The sequence below is a fragment of the Stenotrophomonas sp. AR029 genome, assembly GCF_047520695.2.
Taxonomy (GTDB): Bacteria; Pseudomonadota; Gammaproteobacteria; order Xanthomonadales; family Xanthomonadaceae; genus Stenotrophomonas; species Stenotrophomonas sepilia.
Window position 1 is genome coordinate 615,428 of sequence record NZ_JAXBQQ020000001.1, and the last position, 20,834, is coordinate 636,261.

At 68.7% G+C, this 20,834-nt stretch carries 22 protein-coding genes; 18 read left to right on the forward strand and 4 right to left on the reverse strand.

Annotated elements, in window-relative coordinates; translation table 11 throughout:
* Positions 1 to 38 precede the first annotated feature (38 nt).
* From ACM0PB_RS02935 to ACM0PB_RS02950, 4 genes are all read right to left on the reverse strand, one after another.
* Positions 39 to 1,655, reverse strand: a complete 1,617-nt coding sequence (locus ACM0PB_RS02935; protein ID WP_164092785.1) for a hypothetical protein — start codon at positions 1,653 to 1,655, stop codon at positions 39 to 41.
* A 69-nt stretch (positions 1,656 to 1,724) separates the two neighbouring features.
* Positions 1,725 to 2,285, reverse strand: coding sequence for a hypothetical protein (locus ACM0PB_RS02940; protein ID WP_032954647.1), 561 nt, complete (start codon positions 2,283 to 2,285; stop codon positions 1,725 to 1,727).
* Between the two features lie 30 nt (positions 2,286 to 2,315).
* Entirely contained in the window at positions 2,316 to 2,735 is a 420-nt protein-coding gene (locus tag ACM0PB_RS02945) for an NUDIX hydrolase (RefSeq protein WP_005420325.1), read from the reverse strand.
* Positions 2,732 to 5,101 (reverse strand): S9 family peptidase, encoded by a 2,370-nt coding sequence (locus ACM0PB_RS02950; RefSeq protein WP_414604791.1) that lies wholly within the window; start codon positions 5,099 to 5,101, stop codon positions 2,732 to 2,734. Before ACM0PB_RS02950 ends, ACM0PB_RS02945 begins: the two co-directional genes overlap by 4 nt.
* A gap of 161 nt (positions 5,102 to 5,262) precedes the next feature.
* On the opposite strand from ACM0PB_RS02950, the gene ACM0PB_RS02955 reads away from it, so the two are divergent.
* The 18 genes from ACM0PB_RS02955 to ACM0PB_RS03040 all read left to right on the forward strand — a co-directional run bounded on the left by ACM0PB_RS02955 (position 5,263) and on the right by ACM0PB_RS03040 (position 20,789).
* Complete coding sequence (locus ACM0PB_RS02955; protein WP_005420323.1) at positions 5,263 to 5,715, forward strand: hypothetical protein; 453 nt, start codon at positions 5,263 to 5,265, stop codon at positions 5,713 to 5,715.
* Between the two features lie 70 nt (positions 5,716 to 5,785).
* Positions 5,786 to 6,115 carry a hypothetical protein gene (locus ACM0PB_RS02960; RefSeq protein ID WP_005414880.1) on the forward strand — a complete coding sequence of 110 codons (330 nt, stop codon included), beginning with the start codon at positions 5,786 to 5,788 and terminating at the stop codon, positions 6,113 to 6,115.
* Between the two features lie 36 nt (positions 6,116 to 6,151).
* Positions 6,152 to 6,796, forward strand: coding sequence for an RNA polymerase sigma factor (locus tag ACM0PB_RS02965; protein ID WP_414604790.1), 645 nt, complete (start codon positions 6,152 to 6,154; stop codon positions 6,794 to 6,796).
* Positions 6,793 to 7,008 (forward strand): hypothetical protein, encoded by a 216-nt coding sequence (locus ACM0PB_RS02970; protein WP_414604789.1) that lies wholly within the window; start codon positions 6,793 to 6,795, stop codon positions 7,006 to 7,008. Before ACM0PB_RS02965 ends, ACM0PB_RS02970 begins: the two co-directional genes overlap by 4 nt.
* Before the next feature lie 213 nt (positions 7,009 to 7,221).
* Positions 7,222 to 8,619, forward strand: coding sequence for a cytochrome ubiquinol oxidase subunit I (locus ACM0PB_RS02975; protein WP_111201091.1), 1,398 nt, complete (start codon positions 7,222 to 7,224; stop codon positions 8,617 to 8,619).
* Position 8,620: 1 nt separating this feature from the next.
* Positions 8,621 to 9,634 carry a cytochrome d ubiquinol oxidase subunit II gene (gene cydB, locus ACM0PB_RS02980; RefSeq protein WP_414604788.1) on the forward strand — a complete coding sequence of 338 codons (1,014 nt, stop codon included), beginning with the start codon at positions 8,621 to 8,623 and terminating at the stop codon, positions 9,632 to 9,634.
* 216 nt (positions 9,635 to 9,850) lie between these two features.
* Complete coding sequence (locus ACM0PB_RS02985) at positions 9,851 to 10,594, forward strand: beta-ketoacyl synthase chain length factor (protein ID WP_180883659.1); 744 nt, start codon at positions 9,851 to 9,853, stop codon at positions 10,592 to 10,594.
* Positions 10,587 to 11,384, forward strand: coding sequence for a lysophospholipid acyltransferase family protein (locus tag ACM0PB_RS02990; RefSeq protein WP_134972853.1), 798 nt, complete (start codon positions 10,587 to 10,589; stop codon positions 11,382 to 11,384). The genes ACM0PB_RS02985 and ACM0PB_RS02990 overlap by 8 nt, the downstream gene beginning before the upstream one ends.
* Positions 11,371 to 11,628 (forward strand): phosphopantetheine-binding protein, encoded by a 258-nt coding sequence (locus ACM0PB_RS02995; RefSeq protein ID WP_005411610.1) that lies wholly within the window; start codon positions 11,371 to 11,373, stop codon positions 11,626 to 11,628. Before ACM0PB_RS02990 ends, ACM0PB_RS02995 begins: the two co-directional genes overlap by 14 nt.
* Before the next feature lie 17 nt (positions 11,629 to 11,645).
* Positions 11,646 to 11,903: an acyl carrier protein gene (locus ACM0PB_RS03000; RefSeq protein WP_005420312.1), complete on the forward strand. Its 258-nt coding sequence runs from the start codon at positions 11,646 to 11,648 to the stop codon at positions 11,901 to 11,903.
* 22 nt (positions 11,904 to 11,925) lie between these two features.
* Positions 11,926 to 12,477, forward strand: a complete 552-nt coding sequence (locus ACM0PB_RS03005) for a COG4648 family protein (protein WP_414604787.1) — start codon at positions 11,926 to 11,928, stop codon at positions 12,475 to 12,477.
* Positions 12,470 to 14,155, forward strand: coding sequence for an ApeI family dehydratase (locus ACM0PB_RS03010; protein WP_414604786.1), 1,686 nt, complete (start codon positions 12,470 to 12,472; stop codon positions 14,153 to 14,155). The genes ACM0PB_RS03005 and ACM0PB_RS03010 overlap by 8 nt, the downstream gene beginning before the upstream one ends.
* Positions 14,145 to 14,915 (forward strand): glycosyltransferase family 2 protein, encoded by a 771-nt coding sequence (locus tag ACM0PB_RS03015; protein ID WP_065196793.1) that lies wholly within the window; start codon positions 14,145 to 14,147, stop codon positions 14,913 to 14,915. The genes ACM0PB_RS03010 and ACM0PB_RS03015 overlap by 11 nt, the downstream gene beginning before the upstream one ends.
* A 1-nt stretch (position 14,916) precedes the next feature.
* Positions 14,917 to 15,858, forward strand: a complete 942-nt coding sequence (locus tag ACM0PB_RS03020) for a lysophospholipid acyltransferase family protein (RefSeq protein ID WP_065177839.1) — start codon at positions 14,917 to 14,919, stop codon at positions 15,856 to 15,858.
* A complete protein-coding gene (locus ACM0PB_RS03025) occupies positions 15,848 to 17,398 on the forward strand; it encodes an HAL/PAL/TAL family ammonia-lyase (protein ID WP_139727997.1) in 1,551 nt (516 codons plus the stop codon). Before ACM0PB_RS03020 ends, ACM0PB_RS03025 begins: the two co-directional genes overlap by 11 nt.
* Positions 17,385 to 17,816 carry an acyl-CoA thioesterase gene (locus ACM0PB_RS03030; protein ID WP_065196795.1) on the forward strand — a complete coding sequence of 144 codons (432 nt, stop codon included), beginning with the start codon at positions 17,385 to 17,387 and terminating at the stop codon, positions 17,814 to 17,816. The genes ACM0PB_RS03025 and ACM0PB_RS03030 overlap by 14 nt, the downstream gene beginning before the upstream one ends.
* Positions 17,817 to 17,818: 2 nt before the next feature.
* A complete protein-coding gene (locus ACM0PB_RS03035; RefSeq protein ID WP_170944939.1) occupies positions 17,819 to 18,442 on the forward strand; it encodes a LolA family protein in 624 nt (207 codons plus the stop codon).
* Positions 18,435 to 20,789 carry an MMPL family transporter gene (locus ACM0PB_RS03040; RefSeq protein ID WP_164229333.1) on the forward strand — a complete coding sequence of 785 codons (2,355 nt, stop codon included), beginning with the start codon at positions 18,435 to 18,437 and terminating at the stop codon, positions 20,787 to 20,789. Before ACM0PB_RS03035 ends, ACM0PB_RS03040 begins: the two co-directional genes overlap by 8 nt.
* The last annotated feature ends 45 nt before the right edge of the window (positions 20,790 to 20,834 follow it).

Consider the following 20,834-nt stretch of genomic DNA (forward strand, 5'->3'; position numbering starts at 1 on the left):
CAGGGCCCGGCCAACGCCGCGGACAGGCCCTGGCAGGCTCAGCGCTTGCGGTTGGTAGTGCGCGGCGCCGGAGCGTCGTCCAGGGCCGCTTCATCAACCGCCTTCTGCAGGGCACCGCCCAGCGTGATCAGCTCCCAGTTCTGGGTTCCGAGCACATCGCAGGCCACATGCAGGCCGCTGCGGTCGGCCTCGCACAGTTGCCCCAGGATGGCGCGTGCATCCACGTCCGCCCCATTGCCCTGCGCGGTGACCAGGTTCTCGCACCCTTCGCGGACGCCGGCGCGGCAGACCGTGGTGTAGTGCTCTGCGGCCTGCAGCCAGTGCCCGGACAGCGCCAGCCGGTTGCCGAGTATGTTGCAGCCCTGCAGCTTGCCCTGCGCACAGCAGGCGTCGGCGCCGTCCTCGTTGGCCAGCGCCAGTGGGCAGTCCTGCGGCAGCGGCAGCACCGTGTAGTGTTTCGGCGGGCTGCAGGTGCTCGCGCCCTCGCCGGTCGGCACGAACACCTGGAAGCGTGTCCACGTGTCCAGGCCCAGCAGCTGGCCCCCGGGCAACGGCCGCAGCACGAAGTCGCCGCCCTTGTCGTGGCGGATGCGGATGTCGCCCTCTTCGACACGGGCACGCAGCTGGCTGTCCCAGCCGATGCCGACCCGTCCCGCATCGCCGAAGTCCAGCGTATCCATCAGGCCACCTGCGGCGCGGAAGGTACCGCAGGGCAGCGCCGTAGCCGGCTGCGGCCGCAACGAGGCGCCCAGCGCCCGCAACGCAGGCAGGCGCTCACAGGCGGCGCTGTCCTTGCCGGGCGCGCACGCTGTGGCCAGTGCCTGCACCGCCTGCAAGGGGTCGCCGGATTCCCACGAGAGCTCGGCCACGCGGCTGCAGAAGCCGCCATGGCCGACCTGCTGGCACAACTGCAACAGCTGCTGGCGCTGCGCGGCCGGCACCACCACCGGCGTGGAGGGTGACAGCACGGAGCTCACCGCTTCAACCATCGCCGCACCCATCGCGGCCTTGACGATCTGCTCCTGCAGCGCCGGATCCGCTTCCAGCGCCGCTGCACAGGCCGGTGTCTCGTTGCTGAAGCCGCCATTCCGGCACGGCACAGGCAGTTCGATGCCGGCCAGTGCGGTATCGAGGATGGCCTGTTGCTGCGCCTCATCCGGCGTGGCCGGCGCCCTGGCCTCGTCATGCCAGCGATCGGCCAACTGCAGGCACATGCCGGGCACGCCCTCCCGGCAAGCCGCTGCCAGCACGGTCGGGGTCGCTTCGCGACGGGTGTCCAGGCACGCCGCCGCATCGGCCAGGCAGCTGCCTTCAGCCGGGGTGGCGGCTGCGGCGCATTGTGCGGGGGCCTGCAGGGTGTAGACCGTGCCATCCACCTCGACCGTGCGGCCCCGATCGCGCACTTGCAGCACGCTGGGCAGGCCGTACTCCAGGTTCACCAGCTGCAGCTTTCCGTCGATCTGCTGGAACGCGACCGGCGTCGGTGCGCTGCCGAAGTGCTTCTGCTCGCCGCGGTTGGATGAGCTGACACGCAGCGTGCTGCTGCCTTCGTCGGCCTCGAACAGGCCGCATTGCGGTGACTGTGCCGCGGCCACCGGCGTGGCCAGCAGCAACGCCCAGGCCAGCCAGTGGCGGTACGGTGCGCGTGAGAGCATGTCGTCTCCTTGACGATCAAAGGCAAACGCCGGGTGCTGCCGGAGGCCCTGGCCCACGCCCGGCAGAACTCAGTGGAAGCGCGCGCGCACGTCGGGGCGCAGCAGTCGCCAGGCCAGCCAGCCCTGCAGGCCGAGAAGCACGAACGACATGCCGACCACGGTCAGCGTGATCAGCCAGCGTTTCAGCTGCAGCTCCTGCAGCAGGGCCGGGTCATCGGCCAGCAGCGGAATGAAGTCGCCCATGAACAGGTCCAGCCACCAGGCGGCTGCGAAGTTGGTCAGGGCACTCAGCAGCAGCAGTACCACGAAGCTCCACAGGCCCCAGCGACGTTCACGCAGCAGGCCCCAGCTGGACACGGTCGAGGCCAGGCACAACAGCGCGACGACCATTGACGCGGCCACCGGGTGCGCCAGCAGCCAGACCAGGCTGTGCAGCTGCTGTTGCTGCACTTCGCTTTCCACCAGGCGCCACAGCCTGAGGTTCTGCAGCGGCCACAGCACCAGTCCCTGCAGCACGAAGTAGATCGTCAGCAGCAGTGACAGCCAGAACGAAGCCTGTGCGACCGGGCGCACCCAGGCGTGATAGGCCGGGGAAAGCGGCGAGGGGATCGACGGGATCGACATTGACATCCGATGTCCTTGCAGTCGGCGCCCGCCTGCTCAGCGGGCCGTCGCCCGGGTGGCGACGGCCGGCAGGATATGGTGTTCGCTCAAGGGTGCCAAGGGCAGGCCATGCGGCGGTTGCAGCGGCACCCAGGCCAGTTCGGCAATTTCGGCGCGCGCCTGCGGCGCACCGTCCACCTGCACCCACCACGCCTGTGCCTGCACGCGGTGGCCGGGCTCGTTCACAGCCCAGTCCTCGAACGTGCCCAGCGCGATGGCGGCATCGGCGCGCAGCTGCACGCCCAGTTCCTCGTCCAGCTCGCGGGCCAGCGCCTGCAGGGGCGCCTCGCCGGGTTCGGGCTTGCCACCGGGCTGGATGAAGCGGCGCGCACCCTGCTTGCGCACCACCAGCGCCCGGCCGCGGTCATCCAGGATGACCGCAGCCACGATCCGGATCGTGGCTGCGGCATTGCTCACTTCAGGTTCTGCTCGAACAGCTTGAGGATGCGCTTGTACTGGTCCAGCCAGGAATCGGCACGCACATAGCCGTGGCGTTCCAGCGGGTAGGGGGCGATCGACCAGTTGTCCTTGTGCAGTTCGATCAGGCGCTGGGTGAGGTTCACCGAGTCCTGGAAGAACACGTTGTCATCCATCATGCCGTGGGCGATCAGCAGGTTGTCCTGCAGGTTCTGTGCGTACTCGATCGGCGAGGACACGCGGTACGCCTCCGGGTCGATGTCCGGGGTGTTGAGGATGTTGCTGGTGTAGCCGTGGTTGTAGTTGTGCCAGTCCACCACCGGGCGCAGCGCGGCGCCGGCCTTGAAGGTGCCCGGCGCACGGAACAGCGCCATGAAGGTCATGAAGCCGCCATAGGAACCGCCGTAGATGCCGGCGTGGTCGCGGTCACCCTGCTGGGTGTCGACCAGCCAGTCCAGGCCGTCCTTGTAGTCTTCCAGTTCCGGGTGGCCCATGTTGCGGTAGATCGCCGTGCGCCAGTCGCGGCCGTAGCCCTCGCTGCCGCGGTAGTCCATGTCCAGCACGATATAGCCCTTCTGCACCAGCAGGTTGTGGAACATCTGCTCGCGGAAATAGGCCGGGTAGCGCTGGTGCACGTTCTGCAGGTAGCCGGCGCCGTGCACGAACATCACGATCGGGTACTTGCGGCCCGGTTCCTTGTTCTCCGGTTCGTAGTACTTGGCCCAGACCACGCCGGCACCATGCTTGGACGGCACTGCCACCAGCTTCGGCTGGATCCACTGGCGTGCCTTGTAGTCGGCGGTGCGGGTGTCGGTCAGCACGCGCGCCTGGCCACCGGCACTGGGCAGCACCGCCAACTGCGGCGGCAGGTAGGCGCCGGAGTAGCGCACCAGCAGCTGCTGGCCGTCCGGCGACAGCGAGAAGTCTTCCACGCCGTTGAGGCTGGTCAGCTCGCGCACCTGGCGGTTGCCGGTGTCGACCGCGCAGACTTCGTAATCATGCGGCGCCTGCTGGTTGCACAGGAAGTAGAAGCCCTTGCCATCGGCCGACGGCACCGGTGCCGAGGTTTCCCACTTGCCGCTGGTCAGCGCCTGCGGCTTGGCGGTGCCGGCCTGGGTGTACAGGTGCGAGAAGCCCGATTCCTCGGACAACAGCCACAGCGTGCGGCCATCGGCCATCCAGCCGAAATCGTTGAAGCCCCAGTTGATCCAGGCGTTGTCGGTCAGGCGGTGGCGGTTCTGAACGCGGCCGTCGGCGGCGTTGACGCTGATGATCCAGCGGTCCTTGTTGTCGTTGGCACGCAGCATCACCGCGGCCTGCTGGCCGTCGGCGCTCCAGCGGATGCCGCCGCCCATGAAGTCGCTCATCACCTGCACGCTGCGCTCGCCCTTCAGCGCATCCTTGCCGGCCTTGCGGCGCAGTTCGGCCAGCGGGTCGGTGCTGATGCCCGGCAGGCCGGACAGCGAGACTTTCTCGGCCTTGCCGGTGCGCACGTCCACGTACCACAGGGTGTGTGGCTCGAAGCCGTTGCGGCCGACGCGGGTGCGGGTGTCCTCGGTTTCCTCGTAGCCCGACTCGGTCACGTACAGCGGCATCTTGCTGGTGCGGCCGTCGTCGAAGTCCTTCGGCTTGGTCACCACGATCAGGTGGGTCAGGTCCGGCGACAGCACGCTGTCACCGATCTCGACGTCGGCGCCCAGGTAGACCGGGCCCGGTGCGCGGGTCGGATCCGCCTGGCGCCAGCGCTGGTCCTGGTCCTTCAATGCCTCGCGCTGCTCGCGGTCGCGGCGCAGGGTTTCCAGCGTGCGCAGCTGCTGGTCGCGGAGCACGTCGGCCTTCGGCGGCGTGCGCGGGTCCTTCTCGGCCTTCAGGCTGGCCACCTCCTGCACGCCGCTGGCGGCGGTCCAGTGGAACCAGTTCTGGCCGACGCGCCAGATCACGCCGTTGTCGGCCGCGAAGTTCACATTGCCCGCGCGCTCGTTGCTGCGGGTCAGCTGGGTCAGCGCGCCACTGCGCAGGTCGCGCACGAACACATCGCCATTGCGCACGAAGGCGCTGCGGCTGCGGCTGCGGTCGTAGACCGGATCGGCGACGTCCAGGGTACCGCGCTGGTCATCGGCCACCTGCGCGGCCACGCCGCCGGCCACCGGCTGGCGGAAGGTGTCGCGCACCGGGCTGCCGTTGCGCTTGAGCTGGTATTCCACCTGCTGGCTGTTCCAAGACCACCAGGCCTTCTCGACCGGCGGACCGATCCAGTCCGGGTCGGCCATGGCCTGTTCGATGGTGATCGGCGTCGGCGCGGCATGCGCGGCCGGTGCGGCCAGCACGGCCGACAGCAGGATGGACAGGGGCAGCACTCGGGACATGGGCGGACGGCACCAGAAGAGGAAACCGGGCAAGGGTAGCAGCCGTCCGGGCCGGGGGCAGGGGCCACAGGTCATGGCAGCGGAATCGGCAAAAAGGCACCGCCCGGGTCGCTGCGACGGCGTGTGCGGCATGATGGTCATTCCGTTCGGATGGAACCGATATGTACTGCTACGACTACAGGATCTCTCTGGGCGTGCAGCACCCGACAGAGGCCGGCGCCGGAATTGCCGCCCGGCTGGATCTGGAACCGGCGTTTTCCCGTGATGTCGGGACCGGATATCGGGATCGCGACGGTACCTTGATCCGGGTTCATGCGGCGACCCGCGTGGTGTTCGTACTGCAGAGGGGAAAGGACGGTTGGCTGATGGATGCCTGGCCGGCGTTGATCGATCTCCTGCGGGCACGCGCCGACGTGATCAGGGAACTGCTGCAGGAGGGGGCCGGGATCGGCCTGCGTGTTGGCATCTTTGGAAAGACGGCATGGGCGGGTTTCGAGCTGGATCCGCAGTTGCTGCGGCTGATGACGGACCTGCAGCTGGATTTTCAGGTGGAGACCTATTTCCCCGACCCGGCGGACACGACCGGCGCCAGCGAAACGTCGGCGGACAGCTAGTGCAACCGGTTGCCGTGGTCGCGCATCCATTCTCCTGAACCCGCATCATCCACCGAACAGGAGCCCGACCATGCAGGAACTGATCCCGATCACCCTATTCATCTGCATCGCCTACGCGATCCATGCCATTGCCGATGCGCGCGCGCGCAGCAAGCTGGTGGCCCCGCACGTACCGGAGGAAGTGATCCGCTCGCTGGCCGTGCTGGAAGAAGAGCGCCGCCGCCAGGGTGCGTTGCGCTGGGGCATCAGCCTGGTCTGCCTGGCCCTGGCCATGGCCCTGCTGGAAGCCATCGGGGCCCGCGACCTGACCTTTGGTGCCGCTGCCGCGCTGGTCGGCAGTGCCGGCCTCGGCCAGCTGCTGGCCTGGCACTTCACCCGGCCTGCCGCGCGCAAGGGCTGAGGCAGGCATGCCACGGGCACAGGGGGCGCCCCGCGCATGAGCCTGCTGGGCGGAGCATTGGCTGCATGGCGGGGACGCCGCCGCGATGTCCGCGTTGAGCCCTCGCTGGACGCGGGCGACGACCGCGCCCTGGTCATCGCCATCATCGACGGCTCGCAACCGGCGTTCGCGCAGCTGGTGCAGGCCCATCAACGTACCTGCGCGCATCTGATCGGGCGGATGGTCGGCGACCGCGACCAGGTGGCCGACCTGCTGCAGGAAACCTTCCTGGCGGTATTCCGCCAGCTGCACCGGTTCCGCTTTGAATCCTCGCTGCGCACCTGGGTCTCAAGGGTGGCCTACACCACGGCGTTGCAGCACCTGCGCCGGCGGCGACTGGAGGCGCAGTGGATGGTGGCGGTGGAGGCGCCGGAGGAACTGGGCATCGGCGATGAAGGCCCCGGGCCCGCCGAGTTGAGCGAGGCGCTACAGGCCGGGCGCCAGCTCGGCGCGGCACTGGAACGGCTGAGTCCGCCGCAGCACCTGATCGTCGGCCTGCATTACCTGGAGGATTTCGATCTGGCCGAGATCGAACAGGTGACCGGGCTGGCGCGCGGTACCATCAAGAGCCATCTGCACCGCGCGCGCCAGATCCTGAAGCAGGAACTGACGCGGCATGCCACCGCCGGAGAGCTGCTGTGAATCCACCGACCGACCCTCGCGATGCGGAAGCGCGCGCGCTGGCAAAGGCGTTGCGTGAGCAGGCACAGCAGGAAGAAACGCCGGATGTGAGCGAGGCGCTGCAGAAGCGCATTGCCGCTGAGTCGCGCGACGGTGGCGTGGGTTATGTGGTGGTGCAGGTGCTGTTGTTTGGCGCCCTGCTGGCTGCGGCGGCCTGGTATTTCTGGCACTGAGGCACCCGCCGGGCAAGGGGCCGCTCCAATCGCGGTGGGTAGAGGCCAACCTGGGTCGGCGTTTGGGCGTGTGTGCCAACCAAGGTTGGCAGCTACCAGAACGGTTGACCCCTGCGACAAAGTGAAGCAGCGCGTCACCCGGTCGCATCCCGTCTTAACGAAATCCTCCTAAAGTGGTCCGGTATCCCACCGGTCGCAGGCAGGAGGCGTCCCTTGGACGCGTTGTTGTTGTCCCGGATCCAGTTCGGATTCGTCATCAGTTTCCACGTGCTGTTCCCCGCCTTCACCATCGGTACGGCCAGCTGGCTGGCCTTCATCGAGTGGCGCTGGCTGCGCACGAGGCTGCCCGTGTGGCGCGAGCTGTATTTCTTCTGGCAGAAGATCTTCGCGGTGTCGTTCGGCATGGGCGTGGTCAGCGGCATCGTCATGGCCTTCCAGTTCGGCACCAACTGGCCGCGGCTGAGCGAGGTGGCCGGCACGGTCATCGGCCCGCTGCTGACCTACGAGGTGCTGACCGCGTTCTTCCTGGAAGCCAGCTTCCTCGGCGTGATGATGTTCGGCTGGGGCCGGGTCTCGCCGCGCCTGCATTTCCTGTCCACCTGCATGGTGGCGCTGGGCACGCTGTTCTCCACGTTCTGGATCCTGTCGTCCAACAGCTGGCTGCACACGCCGGCCGGCTACGAGATGGTCAACGGCATCGTGCATCCGGTGGACTGGTGGCAGGTGGTGTTCAACCCTTCGTTCCCCTACCGCCTCGCGCACATGGCGCTGGGCTCGTTCATCACCACCTGCTTCGTGATCGGTGGCGTGGGTGCGTGGTACCTGCGCAAGGGCACGCACGTGGAAGCGGGCCGGCGCATGCTGATCGCCGCCGTGGCATTCGCCGCGCTGACCGTGCCGGTGCAGATCTTCGTCGGCGACATGCATGGCCTGAACACGCTCAAGCACCAGCCGATGAAGATCGCGGCAGTGGAAGCGCATTGGCATGAGACCCGGGAAGGCGAGGGCGTACCGCTGGTGGTGTTCGCGCTGCCCAACGAGAAGGAGGAGCGCAACGATTTCGAAGTGGCCATCCCGAAGCTGGGCAGCGTGATCCTGACCCACAGCCTGGACGGCACCTTCGACCCGCTGACCTCGGTACCTGCCAGTGAGCGGCCGCCGGTGACGCCGGTGTTCTTTGCCTTCCGCATCATGGTCGGGCTGGGCACGCTGATGCTGCTGCTGGCCTGGGTGTCGGCCTTCCAGCTGTGGCGCAACAAGCTGCTCGATTCGCCATGGCTGCTGCGCGGCTGGAACTGGATGCTGCCCAGCGGTTTCATCGCGCTGCTGTCGGGGTGGTTCGTCACCGAGATGGGGCGCCAGCCATGGGTGGTGTATGGCCTGCTGCGCACCGCCGATGCGGTCGGCCCGCAGAGCGCGTGGATGACCGCGCTGTCGCTGGGTGTCTACGTGGTTGGCTATGCCTTCGTGTTCGGCTGGGGCATCTGGTACCTGGTGAAGATCCTGCGCCACGGACCGCAGCCCTACGCCGAAGGGCCGTCGCTGGACCACGGCAGCCACACCCCGGCGCGCCCGCTGTCGGCAGCCGACGAACCGCTGGAGGAGCGCTGACGTGGACCTGATGACCTGGCTGCCGGTGGCGTGGTTCGCGGTGATCGGCTTCGGCGTGCTGATGTACGTGGTGCTGGACGGCTTCGTGCTTGGCATCGGCATCCTCGCCCCCTTCGCCGAGGACGAGGAGCAGCTGGACCTGATGATGAACACCGCCGCGCCGATCTGGGACGGCAACGAGACCTGGCTGGTGCTGGGTGGTGCCGGCCTGCTGGCGGCCTTCCCCAGGGCCTATGCGGTGCTGTTGTCGGCGCTGTACCTGCCGGTGCTGGTGCTGGTGGTGGCGCTGGTGTTCCGTGGCGTGGCCTTTGAATTCCGCTTCAAGGCACATCGGTCACGCCGGCTGTGGAGCGTGGCCTTCGGCCTCGGTTCGCTGCTGGCGACGTTCGCCCAGGGCGTGATCCTGGGCACCCTGGTGCAGGGCATCCCGCTGGTGGACGGTGTCTATCAGGGCGGGCCGTTCGCCTGGTTCAGCCCGTTCGCGATGCTGACCGGTGCCGCGCTGGTGGCCGGCTATGCGCTGCTGGGCAGCACCTGGCTGATTCTGAAGACCGAAGGGCGCGTGCAGGCGCTGGCGCGGCAGATGACCCGGCCGCTGGTGGTGGCGGTGATCGCGGCGATGGGCCTGGTCAGCAGCTGGCTGCCGTTCCTCGATTCGCGGTTGATGGCGCGCTGGTTCAGCGACGGCAACTTCTGGTGGCTGTCGCCGGTGCCGCTGCTGACCCTGGCGGTAGCCGCTGCGCTGTGGCGCAGTGCCACCCACACGCGCCGTGACCTGCCGCCGTTCCTGCTCAGCCTGGCCCTGTTCGTACTTGGCTTCCTCGGCCTGGTGCTGGGGATGTGGCCCTACCTGCTGCCACCGTCGATGACCCTGTGGCAGGCCGCCGCGCCGGCCTCCTCGCTGGGCTTCACCCTGGTCGGGCTGGTCATTCTGCTGCCGGTCATCCTCGGCTACACGGCGTGGTCGTACCGGGTGTTCCGCGGCAAGGTGCACGCCGATACCGGTTACCACTGATCGATTGAAGCGGGGGCCGCCGGTGCCGGCTCCCGTGTTGGGGAATGTGAAACCTGCACACCCCGTGCAGGACGTGCTAGCGTGCGCTCCTTTCCGGCAGCCAGGGGGGCAGCCGGCGACGTCCTGGACGGACGCACGGCTGCAGGACTGGGGGGCCGCCGCGCGTCGCCGTAATGGCTCGTGCCTATCGTTCTCCCGTTGAAGCACCTTCGCTAAATGATCGAATTCTCCATCGTCGACTGGGCTGCCTGGGCGCCCGGCCTGAGCGAACGTAGCCAGTGGCTGGGCTGGGCCGATGCGCCGTATCCGCCGGTTGGCGAAGACACGCCGGCGCTGGCCGAGATCCCGGCAATGCAGCGCCGCCGCATCGAGCGGCTGGGCCGGATGGCGATCCAGGCCGCCTGCTGGTGCGAGGAGGGGCAGGGGGCGGACAGCCAGGTCCCGCTGGTGTTCGCCAGCCGCCACGGCGACGTGGCCCGTTCGATGGAGCTGCTGGGGGCGCTGTCCAATGATCAGCCCTTGTCACCAACGGGGTTCGGCCTGTCGGTGCACAACGCGATCGCTGCGTTGTACTCGATCGCGCGCGGCCACCGTGGCAACTACCTGGCGCTGGCCGCCGGCCAGGCCACGGTCGAAACCGCCTGCCTGGAAGCGGCCGGTCTGCTCGCCGATGGCGCCCGCGAAGTTCGGGTCGTGGTGTATGAGTCGCGCCTTCCCGAGATTTACGCGACGTTCGCCGACGAACCCGACCCGTTCTTTGCCTGGTGTTGGCGTTTGACGGCGCCGATGCCGGGCCAGCCGACCCTCTCCCTGCAGTGGGAGGCGGCGCCGGAGGCCCCTGCCACCGCCCCGGGCGCGCTGCCGCACGCGCTGGACCTGCACCGCTTCCTGCTGTCCGGTGCGCCGGCGCTGGAGCACGTGGCCCAGGGCCAGCGCTGGCACTGGGCGCGCCGTGGCTGAGGCGCTGCGCCGCCTCGATCATGCCTGGCGGGTGCTCGGCACCGGCCTGAGCTTTGCCGCATTCGGCATGGGTGGCCTGCTGCTGGGCGTGCTGGTGATGCCGGTGCTGCTGCTGATGCGCGACCCGGCGGTCCGTCGCCGCCGGGCGCGCCGGGTGGTTCAGGTTGCCTTTGCCAGCCATCTGCGCCTGATGCGCGCGCTGGGGGTGATGACCTACCAGATCGAGGGCGGTGAACGCCTGCAGCGTGACGGTTTGCTGGTGCTGGCCAATCACCCGACCCTGATCGACGTGGTCTGCCTGATCTCGCTGCTGCCCAACGCCGATTGCGTGGTGAAACGGGCCGTGGCCTGCAACCCGTTCATGCGCGGTCCGGTGCGGGCGGCCGGCTACATCTCCAATGACGATGGCGCTGGCCTGGTCGATGACTGCGTGGCGGCGGTGCACGCCGGCGGCACCCTGGTGATCTTCCCCGAAGGCACCCGCAGCGTGCCGGGCCAGCCGCCGCGGCTGCAGCGCGGGGCCGCCAACATCGCCGTCCGTGGCCGGCTGGACATCACCCCGGTGCGGATCACCTGCACCCCGCCCACGTTGACCAAGGGACAGAAGTGGTATCGTGTCCCCTCACGTCGCTTTCACGTTCGGCTGCAGATCGGCGAAGATATCCCGATCGCGCCCTTCCTGGCCGATGACGACTCGCCAAGGGGGGATGCCTTGGCAGCCCGCCGCGTCACCGAGCACCTTTCTCGTTATTTCGACCTGTCTGGAGATCCGCCCCGTGCAAGCACTTGAGCACGAGATCAAGGAATTGATCATTTCCTCCCTTTCGCTGGAGGACATCACGCCGGAGGACATCGATCCGACCGCGCCGCTGTTCGTCGAGGGCCTCGGCCTGGATTCGATCGACGCGCTGGAGCTGGGCCTGGCGCTGCAGAAGAAGTACGGTGTCAGCCTCTCGGCCGATTCGGAAGAAACCCGTCGCCATTTCTCCAGCGTGCGCGCGCTCGGCGAGTTCGTCGCCGCCCGCCAGTCGTAACGGCGCCAGGAATAGCCATGACCAAGAATGAACTGTTCGAACGCATCGTCAGCATCCTGACCGACAGCTTCGAGATTGAAACCGCCCGGATCACCCCCGAGGCCCGGCTCTACGACGACCTGGACATCGACAGCATCGATGCGGTCGACCTGATCGTGCAGCTCAAGCCACTGCTCGGCCGCAACCTGCAGCCGGAAGCGTTCAAGGCCGTGCGCACCGTGCAGGACATCGTTGATGTCGTGTATGGACTGCTGCCGGACCAGGCAGCCGCCTGACCGCAGCGCCGGCGGCTTCGCCATGGCTCGCGCACGTACCGTCGTGGTGGCAGCGATTTCGCTTGCCTACCCGCTGCTGGTGTACCTGGCGATGGGCCGCTTCGAGCCGCGCTGGCTGTCGCTGCTGCTGTTCACCCTGGCCCTGCTGCGTGCGCTGAGCACGCGCCAGCCGTTGTGGTGGGCCGCCGCCGCCGGCACCGGCCTGCTGGCGGTGCTGGCCACCGTGCTCAACCAGGCCCTGCCGCTGAAGCTGTACCCGGCGCTGGTCAATGCGGTGATGCTGGCGGTGTTCGGCACCAGCCTGCGCTTCGGGCCGCCGTTGGTGGAGCGCCTGGCACGGCTGCAGGAACCGGACCTGCCCCCGTTCGCGGTGGCCTATACCCGCCGCGTCACCCAGGTGTGGTGTGGCTTCTTCGTTCTCAACGGCAGCCTGGCCCTGCTGACCGCGCTGTACGCGTCGGACCGGGTCTGGATGCTCTACAACGGATTGTTGGCGTACGTGATGATGGGCGTGTTGTTCGCAGGTGAGTGGCTGATGCGGCGGCGGGTGAAGGCGGCGCACGCGCATGGCTGAGTGGATTGCCCTGGACCGGCTGCTGCTGGAGGCGCGGCCGCAGCGCAGCGTCGGCCTGTGCGACGGAGACATGGTTGACCACGCCTGCTTCCGCCAGCGCGTACGGGGCTGGCGCGCCGCCTTTGCGGCGGCTGAAGGCCGCGACTGGGCCCTGTATTTCGATGACGCCGTGGCCTTCGCTGCGGCGCTGTTCGGCGCCTGGCATGCCGGCAAGCGGGTGTTCCTGGCCGCTGACAACCTGCCGGCCACGCTGCAGGCGCTGCAGCCGCAGGTGAGCGGTTTCGCGGGCGACGTACCGGCCGACTACCGCCCGCTGGCGGCGCCGGACGCCACACTGGACGACGAACTGCAGGCGCTGGACGAGCGCGCCTGCGAGCTGTGCGTGTTCACCTCCGGCAGCACCGGCCAGCCCAGTGCGATCGGCAAGCGCCTGGACCAGCTGGCGCGCGAGGTGGAAGCGCTGCAGGCCGCGTTCGGTGCGCAGCTGGATGGCGCGCAGGTGCACGGCACGGTGTCCCACCAGCACATCTACGGGCTGCTGTTCCGCGTGCTGTGGCCGCTGGCCGCCGGCCGCCTGATCCATCCGCGTCGGTTCTTCCACGAAGACCTGGTGGGTGCGCTGGCCGGTACCGACACGGTGCTGGTGGCGACGCCGGCCCATCTCAAGCGCCTGCCCGAGCAGCTCGACTGGGCCAGCCTGCATGGCCGCCTGCGCGCGGTGTTCTCCTCCGGTGGCCCGCTGCCGGAGGACGCGGCGCGACACGTGCGGCAGTGGTTGGGCGTGGCCCCGACCGAGGTCTATGGCAGCAGCGAGACCGGCGGTATCGCCTGGCGCCGCTGGGACACCGACCTGCCGCCGTGGCAGCCGCTGCCGGGTGTGCAGTGGCGGATCGACGACGGCTGCCTGGCGGTGGCCTCGGCGCATCTGGAAACCCCCGGCTGGTGGCGCACCCAGGACCGCGTGGAAGCCCTGGCCGATGGCCGTTTCCGGCTGCTGGGCCGCGCCGACCGCATCGTCAAGATCGAAGAGCGCCGCGTCTCGCTGGATGCGCTGGAACGCGCGCTGCGCGAAGACGCCGAAGTGGATGACGTGCGCGTGCTGGTGCTGCCCGGGCAGCGCGAGCAGCTGGCCGCCGTGGTGGTTCCGGCCGATCCGGCGCTGCTGGAGGGCGGCGACGCCGCGCGCCGTGCACTGGGCCAACGCCTGGGCGCGCGTCTGGCGCATGCGCATGACGCGGTGACCCGGCCGCGCCGTTGGCGCCTGGTGCAGGCGTTGCCGATCAACGCGCAGGGCAAGGTGACCCAGGCGGCATTGGCGGCGCTGTTCCAGCCACTGATGCCGGTGCCGGTCTGGGACCGCCGCGACGCCGCCAGCGCCACGCTGCGCATGACCCTCGACCCGGCGCTGCGGCCGTTCCAGGGCCACTTCCCGCAGGCGGCGATCCTGCCCGGTGTTGCGCAGTTGGACTGGGCGATGCGTTTCGGCCGCCAGGCATTTGCGATGCCGCGCGCGTTCCTGCGCATGGACGCGGTGAAGTTCCAGCACGTGGCCCGCCCCGGCGATGAGTTGACCCTGCAGCTGGACTGGGATGCCGCACGCAACGTGTTGGCCTTCCGCTATACCTCCAGCCACGGTGTGCATGCCAGCGGCAAGGTGGTCTTCGCCGATGCGGACTGACCCGGCCGTTGCCGGTGCCGCGTTCGCGCCACTGGTGGTGATTCCCGTCTACGACCACGAGCACGCCATCGTGGCGGTGGTCGACGGTGTGCAGGCCGCTGGCCTGCCTTGCCTGTTGGTCGACGATGGTTCGCATGAGGCGTGCGCGGCGGTGCTGCGCACGCTGGCACAGCGCCAGGGCGTTGACCTGCTGCGCCTGGACGCCAACCAGGGCAAGGGTGGGGCGATGCTGGCCGGTTTTGCTGAAGCCGGCGCGCGTGGCTACAGCCACGTGCTGCAGATCGACGCAGACGGCCAGCACGATACCGCTGACCTGCCACGCTTCATCGAGGCCGCGCGTGTGCATCCCGACGCGGTGATCTGCGGCATTCCGGCCTACGACGCCAGTGTTCCCAAGGCACGCCTGTATGGCCGCTACGCCACCCACGTCTGGGTCTGGATCAACACGCTGTCGCTGCACCTGCGCGACACCATGTGCGGCTTCCGGGTGTATCCACTGCCACCGGTGCTGCGCCTGATCGGTGAAGAGACCATCGGCCGGCGCATGGATTTCGATACTGAAGTGATGGTGCGCCTGTACTGGCGCCAGCTGCCGGTCGAGCACCTGGCCACGCGCGTGACCTATCCCGCCGATGGCGTGTCGCACTTCGATGTGTGGCGCGACAACGTGCGCATCAGCCGCATGCACACCCGCCTGTTCTTCGGCATGCTCTGGCGCGCACCGCGGCTGCTGTGGCGCCGCCTGCAGGGGCAGCGCTGAGATGGCGACCGCGCAGGATGCCCCGCACTGGGCCGATATCGGCGAATCGACGTCGGTGGCCGGCGTGCTGTTCCTGTGCTGGGTGCACCGCTGGTTCGGGCGCTGGCCATTCCGCCTGTGCGCGTGGCCGGTGGTGGCCTGCCATTGGCTGGGCAACCGTGTGGGGCGACAGGCCTCGATGCAGTACCTGCAGCGGCTGCAGGCATACAGCGGTGTGCTCGGCCGCGCGCCGACCCGGCGCGACAGCCTGTGCCACTTCTTCGCCTTCGCCGACACGATGCTGGACAAGATCCTCGGCCTGGGCGGGCGCTACCCGGCCAACCGTATTCACCTGCACCGCGACCTGGTGCTGCAGAAGATCGCGCGCCGCGAAGGCGGTCTGATCCTCACCGCGCACATCGGCTGCCTGGAACTGTGCCAGGTGCTGGCCGAACAGGTGCCGGGGTTCCGCATCACCGTGCTGGTGCATACGGCGCATGCGCAGCGCTTCAATCGCCTGCTGCAGCGGCTGGACCCGCTGGCGGCGGTGGAGCTGGTGCAGGTGACCGAAATGGGGCCGGCCACCGCGGTGATGCTGGCCGAGCGCGTGGCGGCCGGTGGCTTCGTCGCCATCGTCGGCGACCGCACGCCGGTGCAGGGCGGCCGCAGCGTCACCGCCGATTTCCTCGGCCATCGCGCGCCATTCCCGATCGGCGCCTATGTGCTGGCCGCGGCGCTGGGCTGCCCGGTCTACACCATGGCCTGCCTGCACCAGGGCGAGGGCTATCGCGTGGCATTTGAACAATTCGCCGAACGCATCGTGCTGCCGCGCGGCTCGCGCGACGCGGCACTTGCCGAACAGGCACAGCGCTTCGCGCGCTGGCTGGAACTCCAGGTCATCCAGTCCCCGTTGGACTGGTTCAATTTCTTCCCCTTCTGGGATCAGGCTCCGCATGACGACTGACGCCGTACCCGTGTGCCGCTTTGGCGATGCACCGTTGACCATCGAAGACGTGGTTGCCCTGGCCCAGCGCCAGTGCGAGGGCGCACTGAGCGACGCGCCGGCGTTCCGCGCACACATCCAGCGCGGTGCCGACTTCCTTGACCGCCTGCTGCGCGAGGATGGCGTGATCTACGGTGTGACCACCGGCTATGGCGATTCGTGCACGGTGAACATCCCGCCGGCACTGGTGGCTGAACTGCCGCACCACCTGTACACCTACCATGGCTGCGGCCTGGGCCGCTACCTGGACCCGGTCGAGACCCGTGCGGTGCTGGCCGCGCGCCTGGCATCGCTGGTGCGCGGCATGTCCGGTGTCAGCGTGCCGCTGCTGGAAGGCCTGGCCACGCTGCTGCAGCACGATGTGCTGCCGATGATCCCGGCCGAAGGCTCGGTCGGTGCCAGCGGCGACCTGACCCCGCTGTCGTACGTGGCTGCGGTGCTGTGTGGCGAGCGCGAGGTGCTGCACGATGGCCGCGTGCAGCCGGCGGCCGAGGTGCTGGCGAAGATCGGCATGACCCCGCTGAAGCTGCGGCCGAAGGAAGGCCTGGCGATCATGAACGGCACAGCGGTGATGACCGGCCTGGCCTGCCTGGCCTGGCAGCGCGCCGACTACCTGGCGCGCATGGCCACGCGCCTGACCGCGTTCAACGTGCTGGCCAGCGACGGCAACGCGCACCACTTCGACGAAACCCTGTTCGCGGCCAAGCCGCATCCGGGCCAGGGCCGCATCGCCGCGCGTCTGCGCAGCGACCTGCACAGCGAGCGTCCGCCGCGCAATGAACAGCGCCTGCAGGACCGCTACTCGCTGCGCTGCGCGCCGCACGTGATCGGCGTGCTGGAGGACAGCCTGCCGTTCCTGCGCCAGCTGATCGAAACCGAACTGAACAGCGCCAACGACAATCCGCTGATCGATGCCGATGGCGAGCGCATCCTGCATGGCGGCCACTTCTACGGCGGCCACATCGCGCTGGCGATGGACACCCTGAAGAACACCGTAGCCAACGTGGCCGATCTGCTCGACCGCCAGTTGGCGCTGGTGGTCGATGCCCGCTACAACCATGGCCTGCCGGCCAACCTGTCGGCGGCCACGGGCCCGCGCGCGGCCATCAACCACGGCCTGAAGGCGCTGCAGATCAGCGTGTCGGCCTGGACGGCCGAAGCGCTGAAGCAGACCCTGCCGGCCAGCGTGTTTTCGCGCTCCACCGAGTGCCACAACCAGGACAAGGTCAGCATGGGCACCATCGCCGCGCGCGACTGCCTGCGCGTGATCGAGCTGACCGAGCAAGTGGTGGCCGCGATGCTGATCGCCGCCCGCCAGGGCCTGGCGCTGCGCGAACGGGTTGGCCTGAACGCGCAGCTGCATGGCAGTCTGGCCGACATGTACGCCGACCTGGGGCAGCGCATCGCCCTGGTTGAAGAAGACCGCGCGCTGGATCGCGAACTGCGGGAACTGCTGGTGGAGATCCGCGCGCAACGTTGGGAGCTGTATGCCGGTGAATGAGGCCATCGAACGGGTCGGCGAGGTTGCGCTGACCCCCGCCTTCCATGACTGCGATCCGATGAACGTGGTCTGGCATGGCAACTACTTCAAGTACTTCGAGATCGCGCGCTGCGCGCTGCTCGGGCGCTATGACTACGACTACCCGCAGATGCTCGAATCGGGCTACCTGTGGCCGGTGGTCGATGCCCGGGTGAAGTACGTGCGCCCGCTGCTGTTCAACCAGGCGCTGCGCGTGGTTGCGCGCATCGTGGAATGGGAGAACCGGCTGAAGATCGAGTACGAGATCCTTGATGCGGAAAGCGGCCAGGTGCTGACCCGCGCGATGACCATCCAGGTCGCGGTGGACGCGGCCAGCAAGGAAATGCTGTACCAGTGCCCGCCGGTACTGTGGGAACGCCTGGGAGTGCCTGCGCCGTGAACATGCTTGCCCGTCTTTCCAGCGTGCTGCTGTGCGCGCTGATGTTCATTGCCGCACCGCAGGTGCAGGCCGCCGACCCCGCCATCGATGCGATCACCCAGGCGGTGGCGCGGCCGGACGTGCTGCGTGGCCAGTTCAGCCAGGAAAAGCAGGTCAGCGGCTTCAAGAACCCGCTGCGCTCGCAGGGCCAGTTCGTGGTCGCGCGCCAGCATGGCGTGATCTGGACCACGCTCAAGCCGTTCCCCTCCGAAGTGGTGGTCACCGCCGACCGCATCCTCAGCCGCCAGCGCGATGGCAGCACCCGTGTCGAGCTCGATGCGCGGCAGCAGCCGGCGATGCGTTCGGTGAACGCGATCATGTTCGCGCTGATGAGTGGCGACGTGCAGGCGCTGTCCGGCCAGTTCAACGTGGCGGCCAGCCGTGAAGGGCAGGGCTGGCGGCTGCGACTGACGCCGAAGTCGGCGATGCTGGCCAAGGCGTTCCAGTCGCTGACCCTGCAAGGTGACCGCTACGTGCGCCAGGTCGAGATCGTCGAGGCCAACAAGGACCGCACGCAGATCCAGTTCAGTGCACTGAGCGAAGCGCCGGCCACGCTCACCGCCGACGAGGCACGCCGCTTTGAGTGAGGGGGCAGCATCGAACGGGCCGGACCGGTTGCGGCGCTGGTGGCACTGGCTGGGCATCGCCTGGCTGGTGCTCCTGCTGGTGTTGGGTGCGCAGCAATGGCGCCTGTGGAGCCAGCAGTCGCGGATCGACACCGACATCCTCGCCCTGCTGCCGCAGGACGCGCATGACCGCCTGTTGAGTGACGTCACCCGGCGCATCGCCGACGGCAGCTCGCGCCAGGTGGTGGTGCTGCTGGGCAGCAAGGATGGCGCCGCCGCCAAGCGCGCACAGGCGGCGTTCGCTGCGGCGATGGCGGCGGATGCCGACAGCGCGTTGCTGGTGCCCAGTGGTTCGATCGAAGGCTGGTTCGACGAGGCGCGCGCGTTCTACGCGCCGTACCGCGACCGCCTGCTGACCCCGGCCCAGCGCGAGCAGCTGCAGGGCAGCGAGCCGGGCGCGTTGGCCGAGCAGGCGTTGGCTGCGCTGTACGGTCCGATGGGCGCACCGCGCCTGACCGATTGGCGGCAAGACCCGCTCTCGCTGTGGCCGCAATGGTGGCAGCAGCAGGCGCAGGGGTCGGGGTTGCGGCTGGGCGATGATGGCCTGCTCGAAGCCGAGGGCAGGCATTGGGCCGTACTGCAGTTCGATACGCCGGGGTCGGCGTTCCAGCTTGACGGCGAGCGCCATCTCGACGGCCTGCTGGAACGTGCCGGGCTGGCCGCCAGGGCGGCGGTGCCCGAGCTGGAAATCCTGCATGCGGGTGTGCCGCTGCACGCCGAAGCGGCGGCGGTGCAGGCCAACCAGGAGATCAACACGATCGGCTGGGGCTCGCTGGCCGCAGTGCTGCTGCTTGTGTGGCTGGCGTTCCGTTCGCTGCGGCCGATCCTGCTGGTCGCCGCGTCGTTGCTGATCGGCTGCGGCGTGGCGCTGGCGGTGACCGTACTGGTGTTCGGAAAGGTGCACGTGCTCACCCTGGTGTTCGGCGCGTCGCTGGTGGGCGTGGCCGAGGACTACGGCATCCATTGGTTCGCTTCGCGCCAGGCCGAACCGGCTGATCGTCGCTGGAAGCTGCTGCGGCACCTGCTGCCCGGCCTGTGGCTGGCCCTGCTGACCAGCGCGCTGGCCTACCTGGCACTGGGCCTGGCCCCGTTCCCGGGCCTGCGCCAGATGGCATTGTTCTCGGTGGTCGGCCTGGCCGCCGCCTTCCTTACGGTGATTTTCTGGTTCCCGTGGCTGGATGGCGGTGAGATCCGCCAGACCCGTTTCTCGCAGTGGCTGGGCAACACGCTGGAGCGCTTCCCGCGGTTGCATGGCCGCCGGCCGGTGACGGTGTTCGTGGGGATCACGCTGGCGCTGTCTGCCATCGGCATTGCCCGCCTGAACAGCAACGACGACCTGCGCAGCCTGCAGTCCTCGCCGCCGGCGTTGATGGCCCAGCAGATCCGCCTGAGCCAGCTGCTGGGCATGCCCAGCCCGGCGCAGTTCTACCTGGTGCAGGGCAGTGACGCCGCACAGCTGCTGCAGCGCGAAGAAGCGCTGACCGAACGCCTGCGTGTACTGGCCAACGACAAGCGCATTGGTGGCTACCGTGCGATCAGCGACTGGCTGCCGTCGCCAGCGCGCCAGCAGGCCGATGCCGCGCTGACCGCCAAGGTGGAACCGGGCGTGCTGGACGCGGTGTCCGAGGCGGTCGGCGAACCGCTGCCGCGCCCGGATTTCGCCGCTACGCCGCTGACCGCGGAGGCGTTCCTGGCCTCGCCGGCCTCGCAGCCGTTCCGCCACCTGTGGGTGGGCGAGGTCGGCGGGCAGATGATCAGCGTGGTGATGGTCGATGACCTGTCGCGCGCCGATGCGCTGGCCACCCTGCGCGGGGCGGCCGAAGGCCTGCCGGGTGTGCGCTGGGTGGACCGCACCGCCGACTTCTCGCAGCTGCTGGGCCACTACCGCAAGCTGATGGGCGGGCTGCTGCTGGTCGGCATCGTGCTGGTGTTCGGCGCGCTGTGGCTGCGCTATCGCCGCCAGGCCTGGCGCGTGTTCGCGCCGACCCTGATTGCCGGTGCGCTGACCCTGGGCCTGCTGGGCCTGTTCGGCCAGCCACTGCAGCTGTTCAACGTGCTGGCACTGATGCTGTTGCTGGGCATGGGCATCGACTACGGCATTTTCCTGATCGAGCACCGCGGCGACGCCAGTGCCTGGCTGGCCGTGTGCGTGGGCGCGGCCAGCACCTGGCTGTCGTTCGGCTTGCTGGGCCTGTCGCAGACCCCAGCGTTGCGCGCGTTCGGCCTGACCCTGCTGTTCGGCATCGGCCTGGTCTGGCTGATCTCGCCGCTATTCCGTCCGCCGCCGCACGATCTGCCGCCGGCCTGAACCTGTTTCCGACTTCCTTCTTTCCACTTGATCGAGCAACAAGGA